General features: G+C 68.3%; 16 protein-coding genes. All 16 read left to right on the top strand.

Annotation, left to right across the window (positions count from 1 at the left end):
- Window positions 1-28 precede the first annotated feature (28 nt).
- The 16 genes from polA to HOW07_RS00675 all read left to right on the top strand — a co-directional run bounded on the left by polA (window position 29) and on the right by HOW07_RS00675 (window position 21,731).
- A complete protein-coding gene (gene polA, locus HOW07_RS00750; protein WP_175115834.1) occupies window positions 29-2,689 on the top strand; it encodes a DNA polymerase I in 2,661 nt (886 codons plus the stop codon).
- A 57-nt stretch (window positions 2,690-2,746) separates the two neighbouring features.
- Window positions 2,747-4,423, top strand: a complete 1,677-nt coding sequence (locus HOW07_RS00745) for a DUF885 domain-containing protein (protein WP_175115833.1) — start codon at window positions 2,747-2,749, stop codon at window positions 4,421-4,423.
- Window positions 4,420-5,406, top strand: coding sequence for an epimerase (locus tag HOW07_RS00740; protein ID WP_175115832.1), 987 nt, complete (start codon window positions 4,420-4,422; stop codon window positions 5,404-5,406). Before HOW07_RS00745 ends, HOW07_RS00740 begins: the two co-directional genes overlap by 4 nt.
- Before the next feature lie 174 nt (window positions 5,407-5,580).
- Window positions 5,581-7,038, top strand: coding sequence for a 30S ribosomal protein S1 (rpsA, locus tag HOW07_RS00735; protein WP_056005690.1), 1,458 nt, complete (start codon window positions 5,581-5,583; stop codon window positions 7,036-7,038).
- A gap of 120 nt (window positions 7,039-7,158) precedes the next feature.
- Window positions 7,159-7,788, top strand: a complete 630-nt coding sequence (gene coaE, locus HOW07_RS00730; RefSeq protein ID WP_175115831.1) for a dephospho-CoA kinase — start codon at window positions 7,159-7,161, stop codon at window positions 7,786-7,788.
- Window positions 7,789-7,856: 68 nt separating this feature from the next.
- Entirely contained in the window at window positions 7,857-9,923 is a 2,067-nt protein-coding gene (gene uvrB, locus HOW07_RS00725; RefSeq protein ID WP_175115830.1) for an excinuclease ABC subunit UvrB, read from the top strand.
- A 79-nt stretch (window positions 9,924-10,002) separates the two neighbouring features.
- Window positions 10,003-12,894 (top strand): excinuclease ABC subunit UvrA, encoded by a 2,892-nt coding sequence (uvrA, locus tag HOW07_RS00720; RefSeq protein WP_175115829.1) that lies wholly within the window; start codon window positions 10,003-10,005, stop codon window positions 12,892-12,894.
- A 1-nt stretch (window position 12,895) separates the two neighbouring features.
- Window positions 12,896-14,821 carry an excinuclease ABC subunit UvrC gene (uvrC, locus tag HOW07_RS00715; RefSeq protein WP_079002525.1) on the top strand — a complete coding sequence of 642 codons (1,926 nt, stop codon included), beginning with the start codon at window positions 12,896-12,898 and terminating at the stop codon, window positions 14,819-14,821.
- A gap of 34 nt (window positions 14,822-14,855) precedes the next feature.
- A complete protein-coding gene (gene rapZ / locus HOW07_RS00710) occupies window positions 14,856-15,737 on the top strand; it encodes an RNase adapter RapZ (RefSeq protein WP_064296920.1) in 882 nt (293 codons plus the stop codon).
- Between the two features lie 124 nt (window positions 15,738-15,861).
- Window positions 15,862-16,839: a DNA-binding protein WhiA gene (gene whiA, locus HOW07_RS00705; RefSeq protein ID WP_064296921.1), complete on the top strand. Its 978-nt coding sequence runs from the start codon at window positions 15,862-15,864 to the stop codon at window positions 16,837-16,839.
- A 155-nt stretch (window positions 16,840-16,994) separates the two neighbouring features.
- Window positions 16,995-17,621 carry a superoxide dismutase gene (locus HOW07_RS00700; RefSeq protein ID WP_064296922.1) on the top strand — a complete coding sequence of 209 codons (627 nt, stop codon included), beginning with the start codon at window positions 16,995-16,997 and terminating at the stop codon, window positions 17,619-17,621.
- 124 nt (window positions 17,622-17,745) lie between these two features.
- Window positions 17,746-18,753, top strand: a complete 1,008-nt coding sequence (gene gap, locus HOW07_RS00695; protein WP_064296923.1) for a type I glyceraldehyde-3-phosphate dehydrogenase — start codon at window positions 17,746-17,748, stop codon at window positions 18,751-18,753.
- Window positions 18,754-18,889: 136 nt separating this feature from the next.
- A complete protein-coding gene (gene pgk, locus HOW07_RS00690; RefSeq protein WP_175115828.1) occupies window positions 18,890-20,107 on the top strand; it encodes a phosphoglycerate kinase in 1,218 nt (405 codons plus the stop codon).
- Window positions 20,095-20,898: a triose-phosphate isomerase gene (gene tpiA / locus HOW07_RS00685; RefSeq protein WP_175115827.1), complete on the top strand. Its 804-nt coding sequence runs from the start codon at window positions 20,095-20,097 to the stop codon at window positions 20,896-20,898. The genes pgk and tpiA overlap by 13 nt, the downstream gene beginning before the upstream one ends.
- Before the next feature lie 135 nt (window positions 20,899-21,033).
- Entirely contained in the window at window positions 21,034-21,282 is a 249-nt protein-coding gene (secG, locus tag HOW07_RS00680) for a preprotein translocase subunit SecG (RefSeq protein ID WP_056005661.1), read from the top strand.
- Between the two features lie 86 nt (window positions 21,283-21,368).
- Window positions 21,369-21,731 carry an RNA polymerase-binding protein RbpA gene (locus HOW07_RS00675; protein WP_064296926.1) on the top strand — a complete coding sequence of 121 codons (363 nt, stop codon included), beginning with the start codon at window positions 21,369-21,371 and terminating at the stop codon, window positions 21,729-21,731.
- Window positions 21,732-21,737: the final 6 nt, after the last annotated feature.

Here is a 21,737-nt window from a genome sequence, read left to right as displayed (position 1 = left end):
TGTCGGCACCGGCTTGTAGGCTGGGCGCGTGTCGGAATCAGAAAAGCCTACCCTCCTCGTCGTCGACGGCCACTCGCTCGCATTCCGGGCGTTCTACGCCCTGCCGGTCGACAGCTTCCAAACCCGCGACGGTCAGCACACGAACGCCATCCACGGCTTCATCTCCATGCTGATCAGCCTGCTCAAGAACGAGAACCCGAGCCACATCGCCGTGGCCTTCGACATCTCGCGCCGTTCCTTCCGCACCCGCGAGTACCCCGAGTACAAGGGCACGCGCGGTGAGACCCCGGCGGAGTTCAAGGGTCAGGTGCCGCTGCTCGAAGAGGCGCTCACGGCGATGAACATCACGACGATCAGCAAAGAGGACTACGAGGCCGACGACATCCTCGCCACCCTCGCCAAGCAGGGCGCCGAGGAGGGCTTCCGCGTGCTCGTCGTCTCCGGCGACCGCGACACCATCCAGCTCGTCACCGACGACGTCACCCTGCTGTACCCGTCGAGCCAGGGCGTCTCCGCGCTCACCCGGTACGACGGAGCCAAGGTCTTCGAGCGCTACGGCATCCGGCCGGAGCAGTACCCGGAGATCGCGGCGCTCGTCGGAGAGACGAGCGACAACCTCCCGGGCATCCCGAAGGTCGGCGAGAAGACCGCCGTGAAGTGGCTCAACCAGTTCGGCTCCCTCGAACAGATCCTCGAGCGCGCCGACGAGATCACCGGCAAGGTGGGGGAGAGCCTCCGCGAGCACAAGGAGAACGCGGTCCGCAACCGCCGCCTCAACCGGCTCCTCACCGACGTCGAACTGCCCGTCGGACCGAAGGACCTCGAACGCCGACCGATCGACGCGGACGCGGTGGCGGCCGTCTTCGGGCGGCTCGAGTTCCGCACGCTGCTCGATCGGGTCCTCAAACTCGACGGACTCGAGGCCAACACGGATGTGTCCGCACCGCAGGCGGGCGGCGTGGTCATGCCACCGCAGAAGGAGCTGCTCGACGAAGAGCTCGAGGCGTGGATCACCCGTGCCGTCGCCGCACATCCCGCCGGGATCGGTCTCCACCTCGACCTCGACGGAGGCCTCCCGGTCGCGGCCGGCCTCGCGACGCCCACGGAGATCGTCTCGCTCGCCTGGCGTCCCGGTGAGGCCGACTACGCCCCGCTCGAAGCGTGGTTGGCGAGCGACGCCCCGAAGATCATGCACGACGCCAAGCCGCAGCTCCAGGCGGTCACGCGCGCAGGCCTGACGGTCGGCGGACTCGGCTACGATACCGCGGTCGCCGGCTGGCTCCTGCGTCCGAGCGGCGGAGACAAGACCATCGCCGACCTCATCACGCGCTATCTCGACGAGACGATGCCCGTCGCCGACCCGAACCAGCTCGTCCCCGAGACCGACCCCGTTCGGGTCGGTGGTACCGCCTGGTACGCCCTCCGGGTCGCCGAGGCCACCCGCGCGGCGCTCGACGCCGGGTCGCTCGGCGTGCTGCTCGACATGGAACTGCCGGTCCTCCAGGTGCTGGCCCACATGGAGCTCACCGGGGTGACGGTCGACCACGACATCCTGAGCGGCCTGTCCGAGCAGCTCGGGAACCGGGCTGCGGAGCTCGCGAGCAACGCGTATGCGGAGATCGGCCGCGAGGTCAACCTCGGATCACCGAAGCAGCTGCAGGAGGTCCTCTTCGACCAGCTCGCCATGCCGAAGACACGCGCCAACAAGACGGGCTTCTCGACCGACGCCGGCGCCCTGGCCGATCTCCAGGAGAAGAGCCCGCACCCGTTCCTCGGGCTCCTCCTCGAGCACCGCGATGCGACGAAGCTCCGTCAGATCGTGGAGACGCTCGACAAGGCGATCACGCCCGACGGCCGCATCCACACGACGTACGTCCAGATCGGGACCAGCACCGGACGGATCTCCTCGACCGACCCGAACCTGCAGAACATCCCTGTGCGCACCGAGGAGGGACGCCGCATCCGCGCCGCCTTCCAAGCCGGCTCCGGGTACGAGACCCTGCTGACCGCCGACTACTCGCAGATCGAAATGCGGATCATGGCGCACCTCTCCGGCGATGCCGGCCTCATCGAGGCGTTCAAGTCCGGCGAGGACCTCCACCGTTTCGTCGGCGCACGCATCTTCGGCGTCGCCGCCGAGGACGTGACCCCCGCGATGCGCAACAAGGTCAAGGCGATGTCGTACGGACTCGCCTACGGCTTGAGTGCGTTCGGGCTCTCGAAGCAGCTGCGGATCTCGAGCGCTGAGGCGAAGCAGCTCATGGTCGACTACTTCGAGCGCTTCGGTGCGGTCCGCGACTACCTGCGCAACGTCGTCGAGCAGGCCAAACTCGACGGCTACACCGAGACGATCTTCGGTCGTCGCAGGCTCTTCCCCGAGCTCTCGAGCCCCAACCGACTGGTCAGGGAGAACGCCGAACGCCAGGCGCTGAACGCCCCGATCCAGGGTTCGGCCGCCGACATCATGAAACGCGCCATGATCGGCATCGAGTCCGAGCTGCGCTCCGAATCCCTCAGCTCGCAGATGATGCTGCAGGTGCACGACGAACTGATCTTCGAGGTCGCCGAGGGGGAGTGGGACGCCCTGGAGCGCATCGTCCGAGCACAGATGGCCGGCGCCGCCGAGCTGTCGGTACCGCTGGAGGTCCAGATCGGCCGCGGTCACGACTGGGACGCCGCAGCCCACTGAGCGCGCCCTGCGGGTCCGCACCCGGGCGGCGGACGGGTGCGGACTAGGCTCGTCGTCATGTCCCACGAAGAACCTCGTCAGAGCACACCGATCGACGCCATCGCCGAGAGCTGGGTGGAGACCCTCGTCCAGCTGAAGCCGGAGGTCGGCACCTACATCGGCCGCACGGACGTCGGCGGACGGTACGGCGACTACTCGCCGGCCGGGCACGAGGCGTACGTCGAAGCCGCGTCGCGCACGCTTCGCGAGCTGCGGTCCGCCGCACCGGTCGACGCCGTCGACCGCGTCACCCAGACCGACCTCTCGGCGGAACTGGAGCTCGACCTCGCCTCCTCGGAGGCCGGTCTCCAGTACCGCGACCTCAATGTGATCGCGTCGCCGTCGCAGGAACTGCGCGACGTCTTCGACCTGATGCCGACCGCGACGGTAGAGGACTGGAGCACCATCCGGACCCGCCTCGGCGCGTTGCCGGGCGCGGTCGACGGGTACATCGAGACCCTGCGCGAGGGCATCGCCCGTGGGATCACCCCGGCACGCCGCCAGGTGGCCGAGGTGTACGAGCAGGTCCTCCGCACCGGCGCCGACGACGGGTTCTTCATCGGCTTCGCCGCCAACGCCGGACCGGCGGACGGTCAGCTCCCGGCGTCCCTCGCCGCCGAACTCTCGACGGGTGCCGGCGCTGCAGCCGTCGCCTACAACCGTCTGGCGGACTTCCTCGCGCAGGAGCTGCTGCCTGCTGCGACCCAGGAGGACGCCATCGGCCGCGAGCTCTACGCGCTGCAGTCCCGCCGCTTCCTCGGCGCGACGGTCGACCTCGACGAGAGCTACGAGTGGGGCATCGAGGAACTGGCGCGCATGGTGTCGGAGCAGGAGGCGATCGCGAACGAGATCCTCCCCGGCGCGTCCGTCGAGGAGGCCGTCGCATTCCTCGAACAGGATCCGGCGCGCAAGCTGCACGGCACCGACGCGCTCCAGCGGTGGATGCAGGAGACGAGTGACCGTGCGGTCGAGGACCTGGGGCGCACGCACTTCGACATCCCGCAGGAGATCCGCGCGCTCGAGTGCATGATCGCGCCGACGCAGGAGGGCGGGATCTACTACACCGGCCCGACGGACGACTTCTCACGCCCTGGCCGCATGTGGTGGTCCGTCCCCGCCGGCGTCACCGAGTTCGACACGTGGCGCGAGCTCACGACCGTCTACCACGAGGGTGTGCCAGGACATCACCTGCAGATCGGGCAGGCCGTCGTCAACCGGAAGACGCTCAACCTCTGGCGCCGACAGCTCGCCGGTACCTCCGGCCACGCCGAGGGATGGGCGCTCTACGCCGAGCGCCTGATGGAACAGCTCGGATACCTCGACGACCCGGCGGACCGCCTGGGCATGCTCGACGGTCAGCGGATGCGCGCGGCCCGCGTCGTCCTCGACATCGGCGTACACCTCGGCAAGCCGCTTCCGGACGGCAGCGGGACCTGGACCGCCGAGTACGCCTTCGACTTCATGGGTCGCAACGTCAACATGTCGCCGGAATTCGTCCGGTTCGAGGTCAACCGGTACCTCGGTTGGCCCGGCCAGGCGCCCTCGTACAAGATCGGCCAGCGCATCTGGGAACAGCTCCGCGACGACGCGGCCCGCCGTGCCGGAGACGCCTTCGACATCAAGGACTTCCACCGTCGGGCACTGGACCTCGGTGGCGTCGGGCTCGACACGCTGCGGACGGCGATGCTCGGATGACGGTCGAACGGATCGTCGTCGCCGGCGCGTCCGGGTTCATCGGGCGTCGTCTGGTCGAGTCGTTCCGGGCCGACGGCGCCACCGTCTCCGTCATCGGGCGCGGTGCCGCCGACGCGCGATGGGGTGACCACGCGGGCATCGCCCGGCTGGTCGACGGCGCGGACCTCCTGGTCAACCTCGCCGGGAAGAGCGTGAACTGTCGCTACACCCCGTCGAACCGCGCCGAGATCCTCCGATCCCGCGTGGACACGACGACGCAGCTGGCGCGGGCGGTGCGTGCAGCCGCCTCGCCTCCGCCGCTCTGGATCAATTCGTCGACAGCCACGATCTACCGCCATGCCGACGACCGCCCGATGACGGAGGCCGACGGTGAGATCGGTTCCGGGTTCTCCGTCGACGTCGCGACCGCCTGGGAGCAGGCGTTCTTCGCGGACGAGCTGCCCGGGACACGACGGGTCGCCCTCCGCATCGCGATCGTCCTGGGCGACGGTGGAGCACTCACCCCGCTCAAGTGGTTGGCGCGCCTGGGCCTCGGAGGACCCCAACTGGACGGTCACTGGCCCACGTCACGATCGCGTCGTGCCGCCGGCACGGATCACCGGTTCGGGACGCCGGGCGGGCGGCAGCGGTTCAGCTGGATCCACCTAGACGACGTCGTCGGGATCGTCCGGTTCCTCCGTGGCCATCCCGAACTCGACGGCGTCGTCAACGTGACGTCACCGAACCCCACGGACAACCGCGGATTCATGCGGACCGTGCGGTACGTGCTCGGGATGCCGGTCGGTCTCCCCGCACCCCGCTGGTTGCTGGAGATCGGGATGTCCGTCCTGCGGACCGAGAGCGAGCTGGTGCTGAAGAGTCGCTGGGCGATGCCGGAGCGGTTGCTGCAGGCGGGCTACCGGTTCGAGCACCCGACGCTCGATCCAGCACTGCGGGACATCCTCTCCGACCGCGGCTTGCCTGCACACCCGGAAAATCGCTAGACTGGACTGTCACAATTGTGACGTCCTATCCGCCTGCCCGTCTCGCAGAGCGACACCGATCCCCGGATCGGTTCACACAACAGCATCGCTTCGATCAACGTCCGTGGTCATCCACGGGTCCGGAGCCGTGCGCGAGGCCGGCCTGAATCATTGTCCACCTGGAGCAATTACTACATGACAAGCGCAACGACCGCCCCCAAGCAGGTCGCAATCAACGACATCGGATCTGCTGAGGACTTCCTCGCAGCGGTCGAAAAGACTCTGAAGTTCTTCAACGACGGCGACCTCATCGAGGGCACCGTCGTGAAGATCGACCGCGACGAGGTCCTCCTCGACGTCGGCTACAAGACCGAGGGTGTCATCCCCTCGCGTGAACTCTCCATCAAGCACGACGTCGACCCCTCCGAGGTCGTCAACGTCGGCGACACGATCGAGGCTCTCGTTCTCCAGAAGGAGGACAAGGAAGGCCGTCTGATCCTGTCGAAGAAGCGCGCGCAGTACGAGCGTGCTTGGGGCGACGTGGAGAAGATCAAGGAATCCGACGGCGTCGTCACCGGTTCGGTCATCGAGGTCGTCAAGGGCGGCCTCATCGTCGACATCGGCCTCCGTGGCTTCCTCCCGGCTTCGCTCATCGAGCTGCGCCGCGTCCGCGACCTCACGCCGTACCTCGGCCAGGAGATCGAGGCGAAGATCCTCGAGCTCGACAAGAACCGCAACAACGTGGTCCTGTCGCGCCGTGCGCTCCTCGAGCAGACGCAGTCCGAGAGCCGCACCACCTTCCTCAACAACCTCCAGAAGGGACAGGTCCGCAAGGGCGTCGTCTCCTCGATCGTCAACTTCGGCGCGTTCGTCGACCTCGGCGGCGTCGACGGTCTCGTCCACGTCTCCGAGCTCAGCTGGAAGCACATCGAGCACGCCAGCGAGGTCGTCGAGGTCGGTCAGGAAGTCACCGTCGAGATCCTCGAGGTCGACCTGGACCGCGAGCGCGTCTCGCTGTCGCTCAAGGCGACCCAGGAGGACCCGTGGCAGGTCTTCGCCCGCACCCACGCCATCGGCCAGGTCGCACCGGGCAAGGTCACCAAGCTCGTCCCGTTCGGTGCGTTCGTCCGCGTCGCAGACGGCATCGAGGGCCTCGTGCACATCTCGGAGCTCTCCGGCAAGCACGTCGAGCTCGCCGAGCAGGTCGTGTCGGTCGGCGAAGAGGTCTTCGTCAAGGTCATCGACATCGACCTCGAGCGTCGCCGCATCTCGCTGAGCCTCAAGCAGGCCAACGAGGGTGTCGACCCCGAGGGCACCGAGTTCGACCCGGCCCTCTACGGCATGCTCACGGAGTACGACGAGCTCGGGAACTACAAGTACCCCGAGGGCTTCGACGCCGAGACGCAGGAGTGGAAGGAAGGCTTCGACGCCGAGCGCGAGAAGTGGGAGCAGGACTACGCTGCCGCCCAGGCTCGTTGGGAAGCGCACAAGAAGCAGGTCGCTGCCGCAGCCGTCGAAGAGGCCAACCAGGCTTCCTCGTCGACCGCGTCCTCGTCGGCCGGTTCCTCGTTCTCGAGCGACTCCGCCGGCGGCGGCACGCTCGCTGACGACGAGTCCCTCGCGGCCCTCCGCGAGAAGCTCTCGAGCAACTAGTCCCACCAGCACCGACCACGTCGGTGTCCAGCAGGGGGTCGCCTTCGGGCGGCCCCCTGCTGCGTTGTGCGAGAGGCGCTCGTCGAAGGCGCTGCACGCTCCGCGGGTACGCTGGCTGACATGTACCTCATCGGCCTCACCGGCGGGATCGCCTCCGGCAAATCGACCATCGCGGCCCGGCTCGCTGAACACGGCGCCGTCGTCATCGACGCGGACGTCCTCTCCCGAGAGGCCGTCGAGCCGGGGACCCCGGGACTGGCCGCCATCGCGGAGCGCTTCGGTGCCGACGTGATCGGGCCCGACGGAGCACTCGACCGCGCGGCGCTCGGCTCGATCGTCTTCGCCGACGACCAGGCGCGGGCCGACCTCAACGCCATCGTGCACCCGGAGGTCAAACGGCGTTCACAGGCCCGGATCGCCGAAGCCTCGAGCGACCCCGGTGCCGTCGTCGTCTACGACGTCCCGCTGCTCGTCGAGACCGGCCGCGCCGACGAGTTCGACCTCGTGGTCGTCGCCGCAGCTCCGGAGGGGGAGCGCGCCCGTCGGCTCGTCGACCTCCGCGGGCTCGACCGGGGCGAGGCGGAACGACGCATCGCGGCCCAGGCGACCGAGGAGCAGCGCGCAGCCGTCGCCGACGTGGTGATCGACACTTCCGGCTCGCTCGAGCACACCCTCAGCCAGGTCGACGCGGTCTGGCACCGCGCCGCCGCGACGGCCGTACCGGCGCCCGACCGCCAGGACGGCGTCTGAGCGCGTCGCCCGCTCCGCTGTGGGCGAAGCGGGGCGGCGGTGTCGGTGGTCCTCCGTAGACTCGGAGCATGGAACCAACACGCGCCGTCCGCCCCTTCGAGGTGATCAGCGAGTACGAGCCGAGCGGCGATCAGCCCGCCGCCATCGAGCAGCTGTCCGGGCGCATCAACGCCGGCGAGACCGATGTCGTCCTCCTGGGTGCCACCGGTACCGGTAAGTCCGCGACGACCGCCTGGCTCATCGAAGCCGTCCAGCGCCCGACGCTCGTCCTGGCGCACAACAAGACCCTCGCGGCCCAGCTGGCGAACGAGTTCCGCGAACTCATGCCGAACAACGCGGTCGAGTACTTCGTCTCCTACTACGACTACTACCAGCCCGAGGCGTACGTCCCACAGACCGACACCTTCATCGAGAAGGACTCGTCCATCAACGCCGAGGTCGAGCGGCTGCGGCACTCGACCACCAACTCGCTGCTGAGCCGTCGCGACGTCATCGTCGTGTCGACCGTGTCGTGCATCTACGGTCTCGGTGCGGCGGAGGAGTACCTGGAGGCGATGGCGGCACTGCAGGTCGGGCAGAACATCGGGCGCGACCGCCTCATCCGCAAGTTCGTCGGCATGCAGTACAACCGCAACGACGTCGACTTCTCGCGCGGCAACTTCCGTGTGCGCGGCGACACCATCGAGATCATCCCGGTCTACGAGGAGCTCGCGATCCGCATCGAGTTCTTCGGCGACGAGATCGAGGCCCTCTACGCCCTGCACCCGCTCACCGGCGACGTCGTGAAGAAGCTCGACGCGGTGTCGGTGTTCCCGGCCTCCCACTACGCCGCCAGCCCGCAGACGATCCAGCGCGCCATCGGCACCATCCAGGAGGAGCTGGCGGAGCGGCTCCAGTCGCTCGAACGCGAGGGCAAGCTCCTCGAGGCGCAGCGGCTCCGCATGCGCACCACCTTCGACCTCGAGATGATGCAGCAGATCGGCTTCTGCTCCGGCATCGAGAACTACTCGCGCCACATCGACGGCCGCTCGGCCGGCGAGGCACCGAACTGCCTCCTCGACTACTTCCCGGACGACTTCCTCACCGTCATCGACGAGTCACATGTCACCGTTCCGCAGATCGGCGCGATGTTCGAGGGCGACGCCTCCCGCAAGCGCACCCTGGTCGAGCACGGGTTCCGACTCCCGAGCGCGATGGACAACCGTCCGCTCCGGTGGGACGAGTTCAAGAACCGCGTCGGCCAGACGGTGTACCTCTCGGCGACGCCGGGCAAGTACGAGATGGGCATCGCGGACGGCGTCGTCGAGCAGATCATCCGCCCGACCGGCCTCGTCGACCCGGCGATCATCGTGAAGCCCTCCAACGGCCAGATCGACGACCTCCTCGAGGAGATCCGGGTCCGCGCCGAGCGCGACGAGCGCGTCCTCGTGACCACCCTCACCAAGAAGATGGCGGAGGAGCTCACCGACTTCCTGACGGAGGCCGGCGTGCGCGTCCGCTACCTGCACTCCGACGTCGACACCCTCCGGCGGGTCGAGTTGCTGAGCGAACTCCGGCAGGGCGTCTACGACGTCCTCATCGGCATCAACCTGCTGCGCGAGGGGCTCGACCTCCCCGAGGTCTCGCTCGTGGCGATCCTCGACGCCGACAAGGAGGGCTTCCTCCGCTCGTCGACCTCGCTCATCCAGACCATCGGTCGTGCCGCCCGCAACGTGTCCGGCGAGGTCCACATGTACGCCGACGTCCTGACCGACTCGATGAAGCGCGCGATCGAGGAGACGGACCGTCGCCGGGAGAAGCAGATCGCCTACAACGAGGAGCGCGGCATCGATCCGCAGCCGTTGCGCAAGCGGATCGCCGACATCACCGAGGCGCTCGCCCGAGAAGGTGCGGACACCGCGGCGTTGCTCGCCGGACGCGACAACGGCAAGAAGAAGAGTCCGACGCCGAACCTGCGTCGGGAGGGCATCGCCGCCGAGGGCGCGAACGACCTGGAGTCGATCATCGCCGACCTCAACGCCCAGATGCTGGCCGCCGCGGCCGAACTCAAGTTCGAACTCGCCGGCCGCCTCCGCGACGAGGTCTCCGAACTCAAGCAGGAACTCCGACAGATGGCCAAGGCCGGGCACATCTAGTCCGCCGCTTCGCTGAGAGCGCAGTACCACAGACACCGCTCGGGAGTCCGGTGTCGGTGGTGCTGCGTAGACTCGAAGGGTGTCAATTGCCAAGGTAGATCACCACTCCACGCTCAGCGTCCGCGGTGCCCGCGTCCACAATCTTCAGAACGTCGACCTCGAGATCCCACGCGACTCGCTCGTCGTCTTCACGGGTCTTTCGGGCTCGGGGAAGTCCTCGCTCGCCTTCGACACGATCTTCGCCGAGGGCCAGCGACGCTACGTCGAGTCGCTCTCGGCGTACGCCCGCCAGTTCCTCGGTCAGGTCGACCGCCCGGACGTCGACTTCATCGAGGGCCTGAGCCCCGCGGTCTCGATCGACCAGAAGTCCACGAACCGCAACCCGCGGTCGACCGTCGGGACGATCACCGAGGTCTACGACTACATGCGGCTGCTCTGGGCGCGCATCGGCGTCCCGCACTGCCCGGTCTGCGGCGAGGTCATCCAACGCCAGACGGTGCAGCAGATCGCCGACCAGCTGATGGAGCTCGAGGAGCGACGCCGGTACCAGATCGTCGCCCCCGTCGTGAGCCAGAAGAAGGGCGAGTTCGTCGACCTCTTCAAGGAGCTCTCGGCCAAGGGCTTCGCACGCGCCATCGTCGACGGCGAGGCGATCCAGCTGGCGGAGCCGCCGACGCTCAAGAAGCAGGTCAAGCACGACATCGCGGTCGTCGTCGACCGCCTCGTCGCCGGGCCCGAGATCCTCGGCCGCCTGACGGACTCCCTCGAGACGGCACTGCAGCTCACCGACGGCCTCGTGACGATCAACTTCGTCGACGAGGAGGGCGACGACGCCTGGCGGACCTTCTCCGAGAAGCTCTCCTGCCCGAACAACCACCCGCTGCAGCTGACCGAGATCGAGCCGCGGACGTTCTCGTTCAACGCCCCGTTCGGTGCCTGCCCGGAGTGCTCCGGCCTCGGCACGCGCATGTCGGTCGACGCGGAGCTGCTCCTCGGCGACGAGGAACTCAGCATCAACGAGGGCGTCATCGTGCCCTGGACCACGCAGGGCAAGGGGCTCTACCAGTACTACGAGAAGCTGCTCGACGGGCTGGCCCGCGACCTCGACTTCTCGCTCGACACCCCCTGGCGCGACCTGCCCTCCAAGGTCCAGGAGGCGGTGCTCCGCGGCGACAACTTCAAGGTCAAGGTCAAGTGGAAGAACCGCTTCGGCCGTGAGATGAGCTACTCCTCGGGCTTCGAGGGCGTCATCCCCTACATCGAACGGCAGTACCTCCAGGCCGACACCGACAGCCAACGGGTGCGGTGGTCGGAGTACCTGCGCGAAGTCCCGTGCCAGGTCTGCGGCGGTCGTCGCCTGAAGCCCGAGGTGCTCTCGGTCCTGATCCACGATCACAGCATCGCGGAGGTCGCCGAGCTGAGCCTCTCCGACGCCCGGAAGTTCATGGACCGCCTCGAACTGAGCGACCGCGAGGCCCACATCGCGGCGCAGGTGCTCCGTGAGATCAAGGTGCGCCTCGACTTCCTCATCCAGGTCGGGCTCAACTACCTCGACCTGGCCAGGACCGCCGGCTCCCTCTCGGGTGGTGAGGCGCAGCGCATCCGCCTCGCGACGCAGATCGGCTCGGGCCTCACCGGCGTGCTCTACGTCCTCGACGAACCGAGCATCGGCCTGCACCAGCGCGACAACCGCCGACTCATCGAGACCCTCGTCGCCCTCCGCGACCTCGGCAACACGTTGATCGTCGTCGAGCACGACGAGGACACCATCCGCACCGCCGACTGGATCGTCGACATCGGTCCCGGCGCGGGCGTCAACGGCGGCCGTGTCGTGCACTCCGGATCGTACGAGGCGCTCGAGGCCAACACCGAGTCCCTCACCGGTGACTACCTCTCCGGCCGCAAGGCCATCGAGATCCCGGCGAAGCGCCGCCCGATCGACACGAAGCGTCAGATCCAGGTGATCGGAGCGCAGGCGAACAACCTGAAGAAGGTCAGCGCGGACTTCCCGCTCGGAGTCCTCACCGCCGTCACCGGCGTGAGCGGCTCCGGGAAGTCCTCCTTGGTCAACGACGTCCTGTACCGGGTCCTGGCGAACAAGCTGAACGGCGCGCGCAAGCTGCCCGGCAAGCACACCAGGGTCACGGGTCTGGAGCACCTCGACAAGGTGGTCCACGTCGACCAGGCGCCCATCGGCCGCACCCCTCGCTCGAACCCCGCCACGTACACCGGCGTCTTCGACAAGATCCGCAACCTCTTCGCGGAGACGCAGGAGGCCAAGGTCCGCGGCTACCTCGCCGGGCGGTTCAGCTTCAACGTCAAGGGCGGCCGCTGTGAGGCCTGCTCGGGCGACGGCACGATCAAGATCGAGATGAACTTCCTGCCCGACGTCTACGTCGCCTGCGAGGTGTGCGGGGGAGCGCGGTACAACCGCGACACCCTGACCATCCACTACAAGGGCAAGAACATCGCCGAGGTCCTCGACATGCCGATCGCCGAGGCTGCCGACTTCTTCGAGCCGATCTCCTCGATCCACCGGTTCCTGAAGACGCTCGTCGAGGTCGGCCTGGGCTACGTCCGTCTCGGCCAGAGCGCCACGACGCTGTCCGGCGGCGAGGCCCAGCGTGTCAAGCTCGCGACGGAGCTGCAGCGGCGGAGCAACGGGCGCAGTGTCTACGTCCTCGACGAGCCGACCACGGGTCTGCACTTCGAAGACGTCCGGAAGCTGCTGCTCGTCCTCGGCGGGCTCGTCGACAAGGGCAACACGGTCATCGTGATCGAGCACAACCTCGACGTCATCAAGTCCGCCGACTGGCTCATCGACATGGGCCCCGAGGGTGGAGCCGGCGGCGGGACGGTCCTCGCCACGGGGACACCCGAGCACCTCGCGACGGTCCCCGGCAGCCACACGGGCTTCTTCCTGAACGAACTGTTCGAGGCAGAGGCCGGCGGCAGCCGCAAGGCGGGCTGACGTGGCGGCCGTCCGCGGCGGAAGTGGTCTGGCGTACCGGCCGAAGGCGGGGGAGATCCCCACCATGCCCGGCGTGTACCGCTTCAGCGACGACTCGGGCCGGGTGCTCTACGTCGGCAAGGCGATGAACCTCCGGGCGAGGCTCAGCAACTACTTCGCGCCCCTGCACACCCTGCACGAGCGCACGCGCCGCATGGTGACGACCGCGACCGGGGTCACCTGGACGACGGTCGGCAGCGACGTCGAGGCGCTGCAGCTCGAGTACACGTGGATCAAGGAGTACGACCCGCCGTTCAACGTCAAGTTCCGCGACGACAAGTCGTACCCGTACCTCGCGGTCACCCTCGGTGACGAGGCTCCGCGCGTCATGGTCACCCGGAACACCCGGATCCCGGGGGCCAAGTACTTCGGCCCGTACCCGAAGATCTGGGCCGTCCACGACACGGTCGACCTCATGATCAAGGTCTTCCCGATCCGCACCTGCTCCGACTCGGCGTACAAGCGGGCCATGGCCTCGGGGAAGCCCTGTTTCCCCGGGCAGATCGGGCGGTGCGGCGGCCCGTGCTCCGGCAAGGTCACGATCGAGGAACACCGCGCGATCGTCGACGACTTCGTCTCGTTCATGGTCGGCAACGACCGCCGGTTCACGACGCGCATCACCGCCGACATGAAGGCCGCCGCGGCCCGCCAGGACTACGAGTCGGCGGCCGTCTACCGGGATCAGCTCCAGGCGCTCGACCAGGTGCTCGCGAAGAGCGCGGTCGTCCTGCGCGACGCCGTGGACGCCGACCTGTTCGGCATCGACCACGACGAGCTCGCCGCGTCGGTGCAGCAGTTCATCGTCCGTGGCGGCCGCATCCGCGGTGTGCGGTCGTGGACCGTCGACAAGGAGCTCGACATGTCGACCGCCGAGCTCGTCGACAGCGTCGTCCAACGGGTGTACGCCGCCGCGAGCGGGACCGAGGTCCCGAGAGAGGTGCTCGTCCCGGAACTGCCGGACGACGCCGAGAGCCTCGAGGACTGGCTGGCCGAACGCCGCGGCTCGAAGGTCGCCCTCCGCGTCGCTCAGCGCGGCGAGAAGGCGACGCTCATGGAGACCGCGGTCGTCAACGCCAAGCAGGCCCTCATGCTCTACAAGACCCGGCGCAGCTCCGACTTCGTCGCCAGGACGCAGGCGCTCGAGGACATCCGCGATGCGCTCGGGATGCCGGAGGCGCCGCTGCGGATCGAGTGCTTCGACGTGTCGCACCTGAGCGGTACCAACATCGTGGCGTCGATGGTGGTCTTCGAGGACGGGCTGTCCCGGAAAGACGAGTACCGCCGCTTCGGCGTCGCCGAGTCCACCGACGACACCGACTCGATCTACCAGGTCGTCTCCCGGCGACTCGCACACCTCACGTCGTCCGAGCCCGTCGAGACGGTCGACGAGACCACGGGGGAGCGCAAGCGCCGGAAGTTCACCTATCCGCCGCAGCTCCTCATCGTCGACGGCGGGCAACCGCAGGTCGCCGCCGCCGCGCGTGCGCTGGAGGAGTCCGGCCTGACCGGGATCACCCTGTGCGGACTGGCGAAGCGACTGGAGGAGATCTGGTTGCCCGAGGACCCGTACCCGGTGATCCTGCCGCGGGGGAGCGAAGCGCTGTTCCTCCTCCAGCGGGTCCGCGACGAGGCGCACCGGTTCGCCATCAGCTTCCAGCGCCAGAAGCGGAAACGCGACATCTCGACCGTCCTCGGCGAGATCCCCGGGCTCGGTCCGGCGAAGGTCCGCGAGCTGCTCAAGCACTTCGGATCCGTCGCGCGTCTGAAGACCGCGACGCCGGCCGAGATCACCGAGGTCAAGGGCATCGGCGACAAACTGGCGGCCACGGTGCACGAGGCGCTGACCTCCGGCTCCGCACAGCCCTCGCAAGCCTCGCGGAATGGGTAGGCTGGGACTTCAGACCTTCGAGGAAAGCGTGTCGATGACCCCGGGCCAGCCGCAGCACCAGCAGGAAGTCCTCATCGTCACGGGGATGTCCGGCGCCGGACGCTCCACCGTCGCGAACGCGCTCGAGGATCTCGGCTGGTACGTCGTCGACAACCTGCCCCCGCAGATGCTCCGTCCCCTCGTCGACCTCGCCGAGCGCGCCGGATCACGTCTGCCGCGGATCGCCGCGGTTGTCGACGTCCGGGGCCGCGACTTCTTCAGCGAGCTGCAGGAGATCGTGCCGGCGCTCCGGGGCGGGACGCACCTCCGCATGATCTTCCTGGAGGCGACCGACGCGGCGCTCGTCCGCCGGTTCGAAGCCGTCCGCAGGCCGCACCCGCTGCAGGGCGAGGGGACGATCCTCGACGGCATCGTGGCTGAGCGTCACCGACTGAGCGAGATCCGTGAGTCGAGTGACGTCATCATCGACACGAGCGACCTCAACATCCACCAGCTCGCCACGACCACGCGTGAGCTCTTCGCCGGCGCGGAGACACCGGGTGTCCAGGTCACCGTGCTGAGCTTCGGGTTCAAGTACGGCCTGCCGCCTGATGCGGACCTCGTCGCCGACATGCGGTTCCTCCCGAACCCGTTCTGGGTTCCGGAGCTGCGTGCGTTGAGCGGTCAGGACCCCGAGGTCAGCGAGTACGTGCTCTCGCAGACCGGAGCCGCCGAGTTCCTCGAGAGCTACGCCCACGCCCTCGAGCCCGTCCTCGCGGGGTACCAGCGCGAGAACAAGCGTCACGTCACCATCGCCGTCGGCTGCACGGGGGGCAAGCACCGCTCGGTCGCGGTCGCCCTCGAGCTCGCCGACCGACTGCGGAACCAGTCCGGCGTCGCCGTGCACGTCCGGCACCGAGACCTCGGGCGCGAATGACGCCCACGGGCCCGACGCAGCCGCGGCGGAGCCCGAACGGTCCGAGGCACCACGCCTCCGGATCGCGAACATGCAGGATCGTCGCCGCACTCCGACGGCGCGATCACGACAGATAGGAACCACCGTGGCCCTCACCGCCGACGTCAAGAACGAACTGGCGCTCGTCCGCGAGACCCGCAACTCGGTCCGAGCGGCCGAGCTCGCGTCCCTGCTCCGCTTCTCCGGCGGACTCCACACGATCTCCGGACGCGTGGCGATCGAAGCCGAACTCGACAGTCCGACCCTCGCCCAGCGGGTGCGTCGCGACATCGGCGAGCTCTACGGGATCCGCAGCGAGATCCTGGTGCAGAACCCCGGCAGCTCGGGCAAACCGAGCCTGTTCGTGGTGCGCGTCATCGAGGGAGGCGAGACCCTCGCCCGACAGACCGGTCTCCTCGACGCCCGTCGGCGTGCGGTCCGCGGGCTGCCGAACCGGCTGACCACCGGGTCGCGCGACGAACTCGCCGCCGTCTGGCGGGGGGCGTTCCTCGCCACCGGGTCCCTCACCGACCCCGGCCGATCTGCGTCGCTCGACGTCGTGTGCCCCGGCAACGAGTCCGCGATGGCGCTCGTCGGTGCCGCCGGCCGCATCGGTGTCTCCGCGAAGGCGCGGGAGGTCCGCGGCATCCACCGGGTCGTCATCCGCGAGGGCGACGCGATCAGCGGCATGCTGTCGCTCATGGGTGCCACCGGCACGGTCACCTCCTGGGAGGAGATGCGGCAGCGCAAGGAGGTCCGGGCGACCGCGAACCGCCTCGTCAACTTCGACGACGCCAACCTTCGCCGCTCCGCCCAGGCGGCTGTGGCGGCCTGCGCGCGCGTCGAGCGCGCCCTCGAGATCCTGGGCGACGAGGTCCCCGACCATCTGCAGTACGCCGGTGCCCTGCGCCTCGACCACCGTGAGGCCAGCCTCGACGAACTGGGCCACTTCGCCGACCCTCCGATGACGAAGGACGCCATCGCCGGCCGCATCCGGCGCCTGCTCGCCATGGCGGACAAGCACGCGAGCGATCTCGGCATCCCGGGCACCGACGCAAACCTCCCGGCGGATTACGAGGACTGAACCAGCTCGCGAATCCTCGCCGACCCGCCATCGTCGCGGTTCGTCATGCTGGGAACAAGCCCCGGCTCCCGACGGTTGCCGCTCACTAGACTGGGTGATGACGCTCAGAGCCGTGTGCAGACAGCGCACGGGACAACACGAGGAGATCACGAAGAATGGCTGTTTACTCACTGCCCGAATTGCCGTACGACTACAGTGCGCTCGAGCCGCACATCAGTGCGACCATCACCGAGCTCCACCACGACAAGCACCACGCCACCTACGTGGCCGGCGCGAACACGGCCCTCGAGAAGCTCGCTGAGGCCCGCGACGCCAACGACTTCACGAACGTCAACAAGCTCGAGAAGGACCTCGCGTTCAACCTCGGCGGTCACGTCAACCACACCATCTGGTGGAACAACCTCTCCCCGGACGGCGGCGACAAGCCGACCGGCGAGCTCGAGTCGGCCGTCGACGAGTACTTCGGCAGCTTCGACAAGTTCCAGGCGCACTTCACCGCCGCGGCGCTCGGCGTGCAGGGCTCCGGGTGGGCCGCGCTCACCTGGGACACCCTCGGTCAGCGCATCAACATCCAGCAGTTCTTCGACCAGCAGGGCAACTTCCCCGCCGGTACCGTCCCGCTGCTGCTGCTCGACGTCTGGGAGCACGCCTACTACCTCGACTACAAGAACGTCCGCGCCGACTACGTCAAGGCGTTCTGGAACATCGTCAACTGGGCCGACGTCCAGGCACGCTTCGAGGTCGCGCGCAAGCAGACCAACGGCCTGCTGGTACTGTCGTAGTTGACCGGTCCGTCCCGGTCCCACGGGCCGGGACGGACCACCTTCCTCCTCACTCGGGGAGGGCGCTCACTCCGAGCAGACCGTACAATCGCGCCGTCTGGCGCCTCAGTATCAGGAGTCATCTGTGTCCGTCAAGATCGGCATCAACGGCTTCGGCCGCATCGGCCGCAACTTCTTCCGCGCCGCCCTCGCCAAAGGCAGCGACCTCGAGATCGTCGCTGTCAACGACCTCACCGACAACAAGGCGCTCGCCCACCTCCTGAAGTACGACTCCATCACGGGTCGTCTGGACGCCACGGTCGAGCTCGACGGCGACAAGATCATCGTCAACGGCAAGCCCATCATCGTGCTCGCCGAGCGCGACCCCGCCGACCTCCCCTGGGGCGAGCTCGGCGTCGACATCGTCATCGAGTCGACCGGTCGCTTCACGAAGTCCGACGACGCCCGCAAGCACATCACCGCCGGCGCCAAGAAGGTCCTCGTGTCGGCTCCCGCCACGGGCAGCGACGTCGCCACGATCGTCCTCGGCGTCAACGAGGGCACCTACGACGCCGCGACGCACGACATCATCTCGAACGCGTCCTGCACGACGAACTGCCTCGCGCCGCTCGCCAAGGTCCTGCTCGACAACTTCGGCATCGAGCGTGGCCTCATGACCACGGTCCACGCCTACACCGCCGACCAGAACCTGCAGGACGGCCCGCACAGCGACCTCCGTCGTGCACGCGCCGCCGCCGTCAACATCATCCCGACCTCCACCGGTGCAGCCAAGGCACTCGGCCTGGTCATCCCGGAGCTCGTCGGCAAGCTCGACGGCTACGCCCTGCGCGTCCCGGTCCCGACCGGTTCGATCACCGACCTCACGGTCGAGCTGACCAACCCGGCCACGGTCGAGGAGATCAACGCCGCGTACAAGGCCGCCGCCGAGGGCCCCCTCAAGGGCATCCTCAAGTACACCGAGGACCCGATCGTCTCGAGCGACATCGTGACCGACCCGCACTCCTCGATCTTCGACGCCGGCCTCACCAAGGTCATCGGCTCGCAGGTCAAGGTCGCCTCGTGGTACGACAACGAGTGGGGCTACTCGAACCGCCTCGTCGACCTCACCGAGTACGTCGCGGACCGCCTCTAACCAACCGGCTGTCTGCCGCACTCCTCACCCGAGCAGCCAGACACCGCATGGTCCGAACGGGCGTCCTGAATCATCTTCAGGGCGCCCGTTCGGCTTCGTCGGTGGTCATGGCTCAGCGCAGAGAAAGACCCTCCTCATGACCCTCCGCACCCTCGACTCGCTGGGCGACCTCAGCGGCCGCCGAGCCGTCGTCCGCCTCGACCTCAACGTCCCGCTGAAGGACGGCGTCATCACCGACGACGGCCGCATCCGCGCGACACTCCCCACCCTCAACGCGCTCATCAACCAGGGTGCGCGCGTCGTCATCGTCTCGCACCTCGGCCGGCCCGACGGTACACCCGACGCGAAGTACAGCCTCGCGCCCGTCGCGCAGCGGTTGTCCGAACTCCTCGGCAAGCCCGTGACCTTCGCCGCCGACACCGTCGGCAGTGCCGCCACCGACGCCGTCGCCGCACAGACCGACGGCGACGTCGTGCTGCTCGAGAACCTGCGCTTCAACTCCGCCGAGACCAGCAAGGACGCCGGCGAACGCGAGGCGTTCGCCGCCAAGCTCGCCGCCTTCGGCGACGTCGTCGTCTCCGACGGTTTCGGTGTCGTCCATCGGAAGCAGGCGAGCGTGTACGAGCTCGCCAAGCTGCTCCCGAGCGCTGCCGGACTGCTCATCGCCGCCGAGCTCGAGGTCCTCGACCGTCTCACCGAGACCCCGGAGCGCCCCTACACGGTCGTCCTCGGCGGCTCGAAGGTGTCCGACAAACTGGGCGTCATCGGCCACCTGCTGCCGCGCGTCGACTCGCTGCTCATCGGCGGTGGCATGCTGTTCACCTTCCTCGCCGCCCAGGGGCACGCCGTCGGTTCGAGCCTGCTCGAAGCGGACCAGATCGAGACCGTCCGCGGGTACCTCGCGAAGGCCGACGAGCTCGGCGTGACGATCGTCCTGCCGACCGACGTCGTCGTCGCCTCGGCGTTCGGCGCCGACGCCGAGCACGTCGTGCGCCCGGCCGACGCCATCGAGGACACCCCGTTCGGTGCCTCAGGGCTCGGACTCGACATCGGACCGGACACGGCTGCAGCGTTCGCCGAGATCGTCGCCGCGTCCAAGACGGTGTTCTGGAACGGCCCGATGGGCGTGTTCGAACTCGCGCCCTTCGCCGCCGGTACGCGCGCGGTCGCTGAAGCACTCACCCGCACGGACGGCCTGAGCGTCGTCGGTGGCGGTGACTCGGCCGCAGCGGTTCGTGCGCTCGGCTTCGATGATGACCAGTTCGGTCACATCTCAACTGGTGGCGGCGCCAGCCTCGAGTTCCTCGAGGGCAAGCGTCTGCCTGGACTGGAGGTCCTCGGATGGCAGCAGTAACCCCCGGGCGCACGCGTGTGCCCCTGATCGCCGGCAACTGGAAGCTCAACCTGGACCACCTCCAGGCGATCGCCCTCGTCCAGAAGCTCGATTGGACACTCAAGGACGGCAAGCACGACTACGCCGACGCCGAGGTGGCCATCTTCCCGCCGTTCACCGACCTCCGCTCGGTCCAGACGATCGTCGCCGCCGACAAACTCAAGCTGGCCTACGGCGCGCAGGACCTGTCGCAGCACGACGCCGGCGCCTACACCGGTGAGATCTCCGGAGCGTTCCTCGCGAAGCTCGACTGCCGTTACGTGCTCGTCGGACACTCCGAGCGCCGCACCCTGCACAACGAGACCGACGAGGTCGTCCAGGCGAAGACGGCCGCAGCCGTGCGACACGGCCTCGTCCCCGTCATCTGCATCGGTGAGACCGCCGAAGACCTCGAGGAACGCGGCCCGTCGGCCGTCCCCGTGGCGCAGCTCAAGGCTGCCATCGACGGACTCGCACCGGACGCGGACATCGTCGTCGCCTACGAGCCGGTGTGGGCCATCGGTTCCGGTCAGGCGGCGACGCCCGACCAGGCGCAGCAGGTCGCAGCCGCTCTCCGCAGCACGCTCGCCGAGGTCCTCGGCGATGAGGCGGCGCAGCGCACGCGGATCCTCTACGGCGGTTCAGTGAAGGCCTCGAACATCGCCGGCTTCATGCGCGAACCCGACGTCGACGGTGCCCTCGTCGGCGGTGCGAGCCTGCTCGCCGACGAGTTCGCCGGGATCGCCCGCTTCTCGCAGCACGTCGGACTCTGACCGACCTGCTGCACCAGCACTACCGACACGGCTCGGCCCGCGGCACCAGCCGCGGGCCGAGCCGTCTCCGCTGAACCGTCGAGGTATACTGGACGGCGGTTCAGCCCCTCTGAACGCGAATGCGAAAGGTCTCACGTGGAGATTCTCCAGGTCATCCTGCAGGTGCTGCTCGGCATCACCAGCCTCCTGCTCACCTTCCTGATCCTGCTGCACAAGGGCCGCGGCGGCGGCCTGTCCGACATGTTCGGCGGCGGCTCCTCCAGCAACCTCGGTTCGTCAGGGGTCGCCGAGCGCAACCTCAACCGCTTCACCGTCATCCTCGGCCTGACCTGGGGCGCCTGCATCGTCGTGATCGGGCTCCTGACGAAGTTCGCCGCCGCCTAGACCGGCCGCGAAGCCCCGATCCCGGGGACGCAACTCGACGCACCACACCCGAACCACTCTCGACAGTACGAGAAAGAGGAAACACCATGGCATCAGGCGGAAGCGCTATCAGGGGATCACGCGTCGGCGCCGGTCCCATGGGCGAGCAGGACCACGGCTACCACGCGGATCGCATCGCCATCTCCTACTGGGACGCCCTCGGCAACGAGACGGTCCGGCACTTCGCGGCGAACGTCCCCGACGAGGAGATCCCCGAGACGATCGACTGCCCGACGTCCGGTCTGCCGGCCGGTCGCGACAAGGCGAACCCGCCGGAGGTCGCGAAGCTCGAGCCGTACAAGACCCACCTCGCCTACGTGAAGGAACGGCGCACGGAGGAAGAAGCCGAGCAGCTGCTCGAAGAAGCACTCCAGCAGCTCCGTGCACGCCGCGGTACGGCAGCGAAGTAGCCGGAC

Origin of the sequence: Plantibacter sp. MCCC 1A11337 (genome assembly GCF_013349365.1) — a bacterium.
GTDB lineage: Bacteria > Actinomycetota > Actinomycetes > Actinomycetales > Microbacteriaceae > Plantibacter > Plantibacter flavus_A.
Note: the sequence above shows the minus strand (reverse complement) of the source record. Positions and strands in the feature narration are given on the sequence as shown.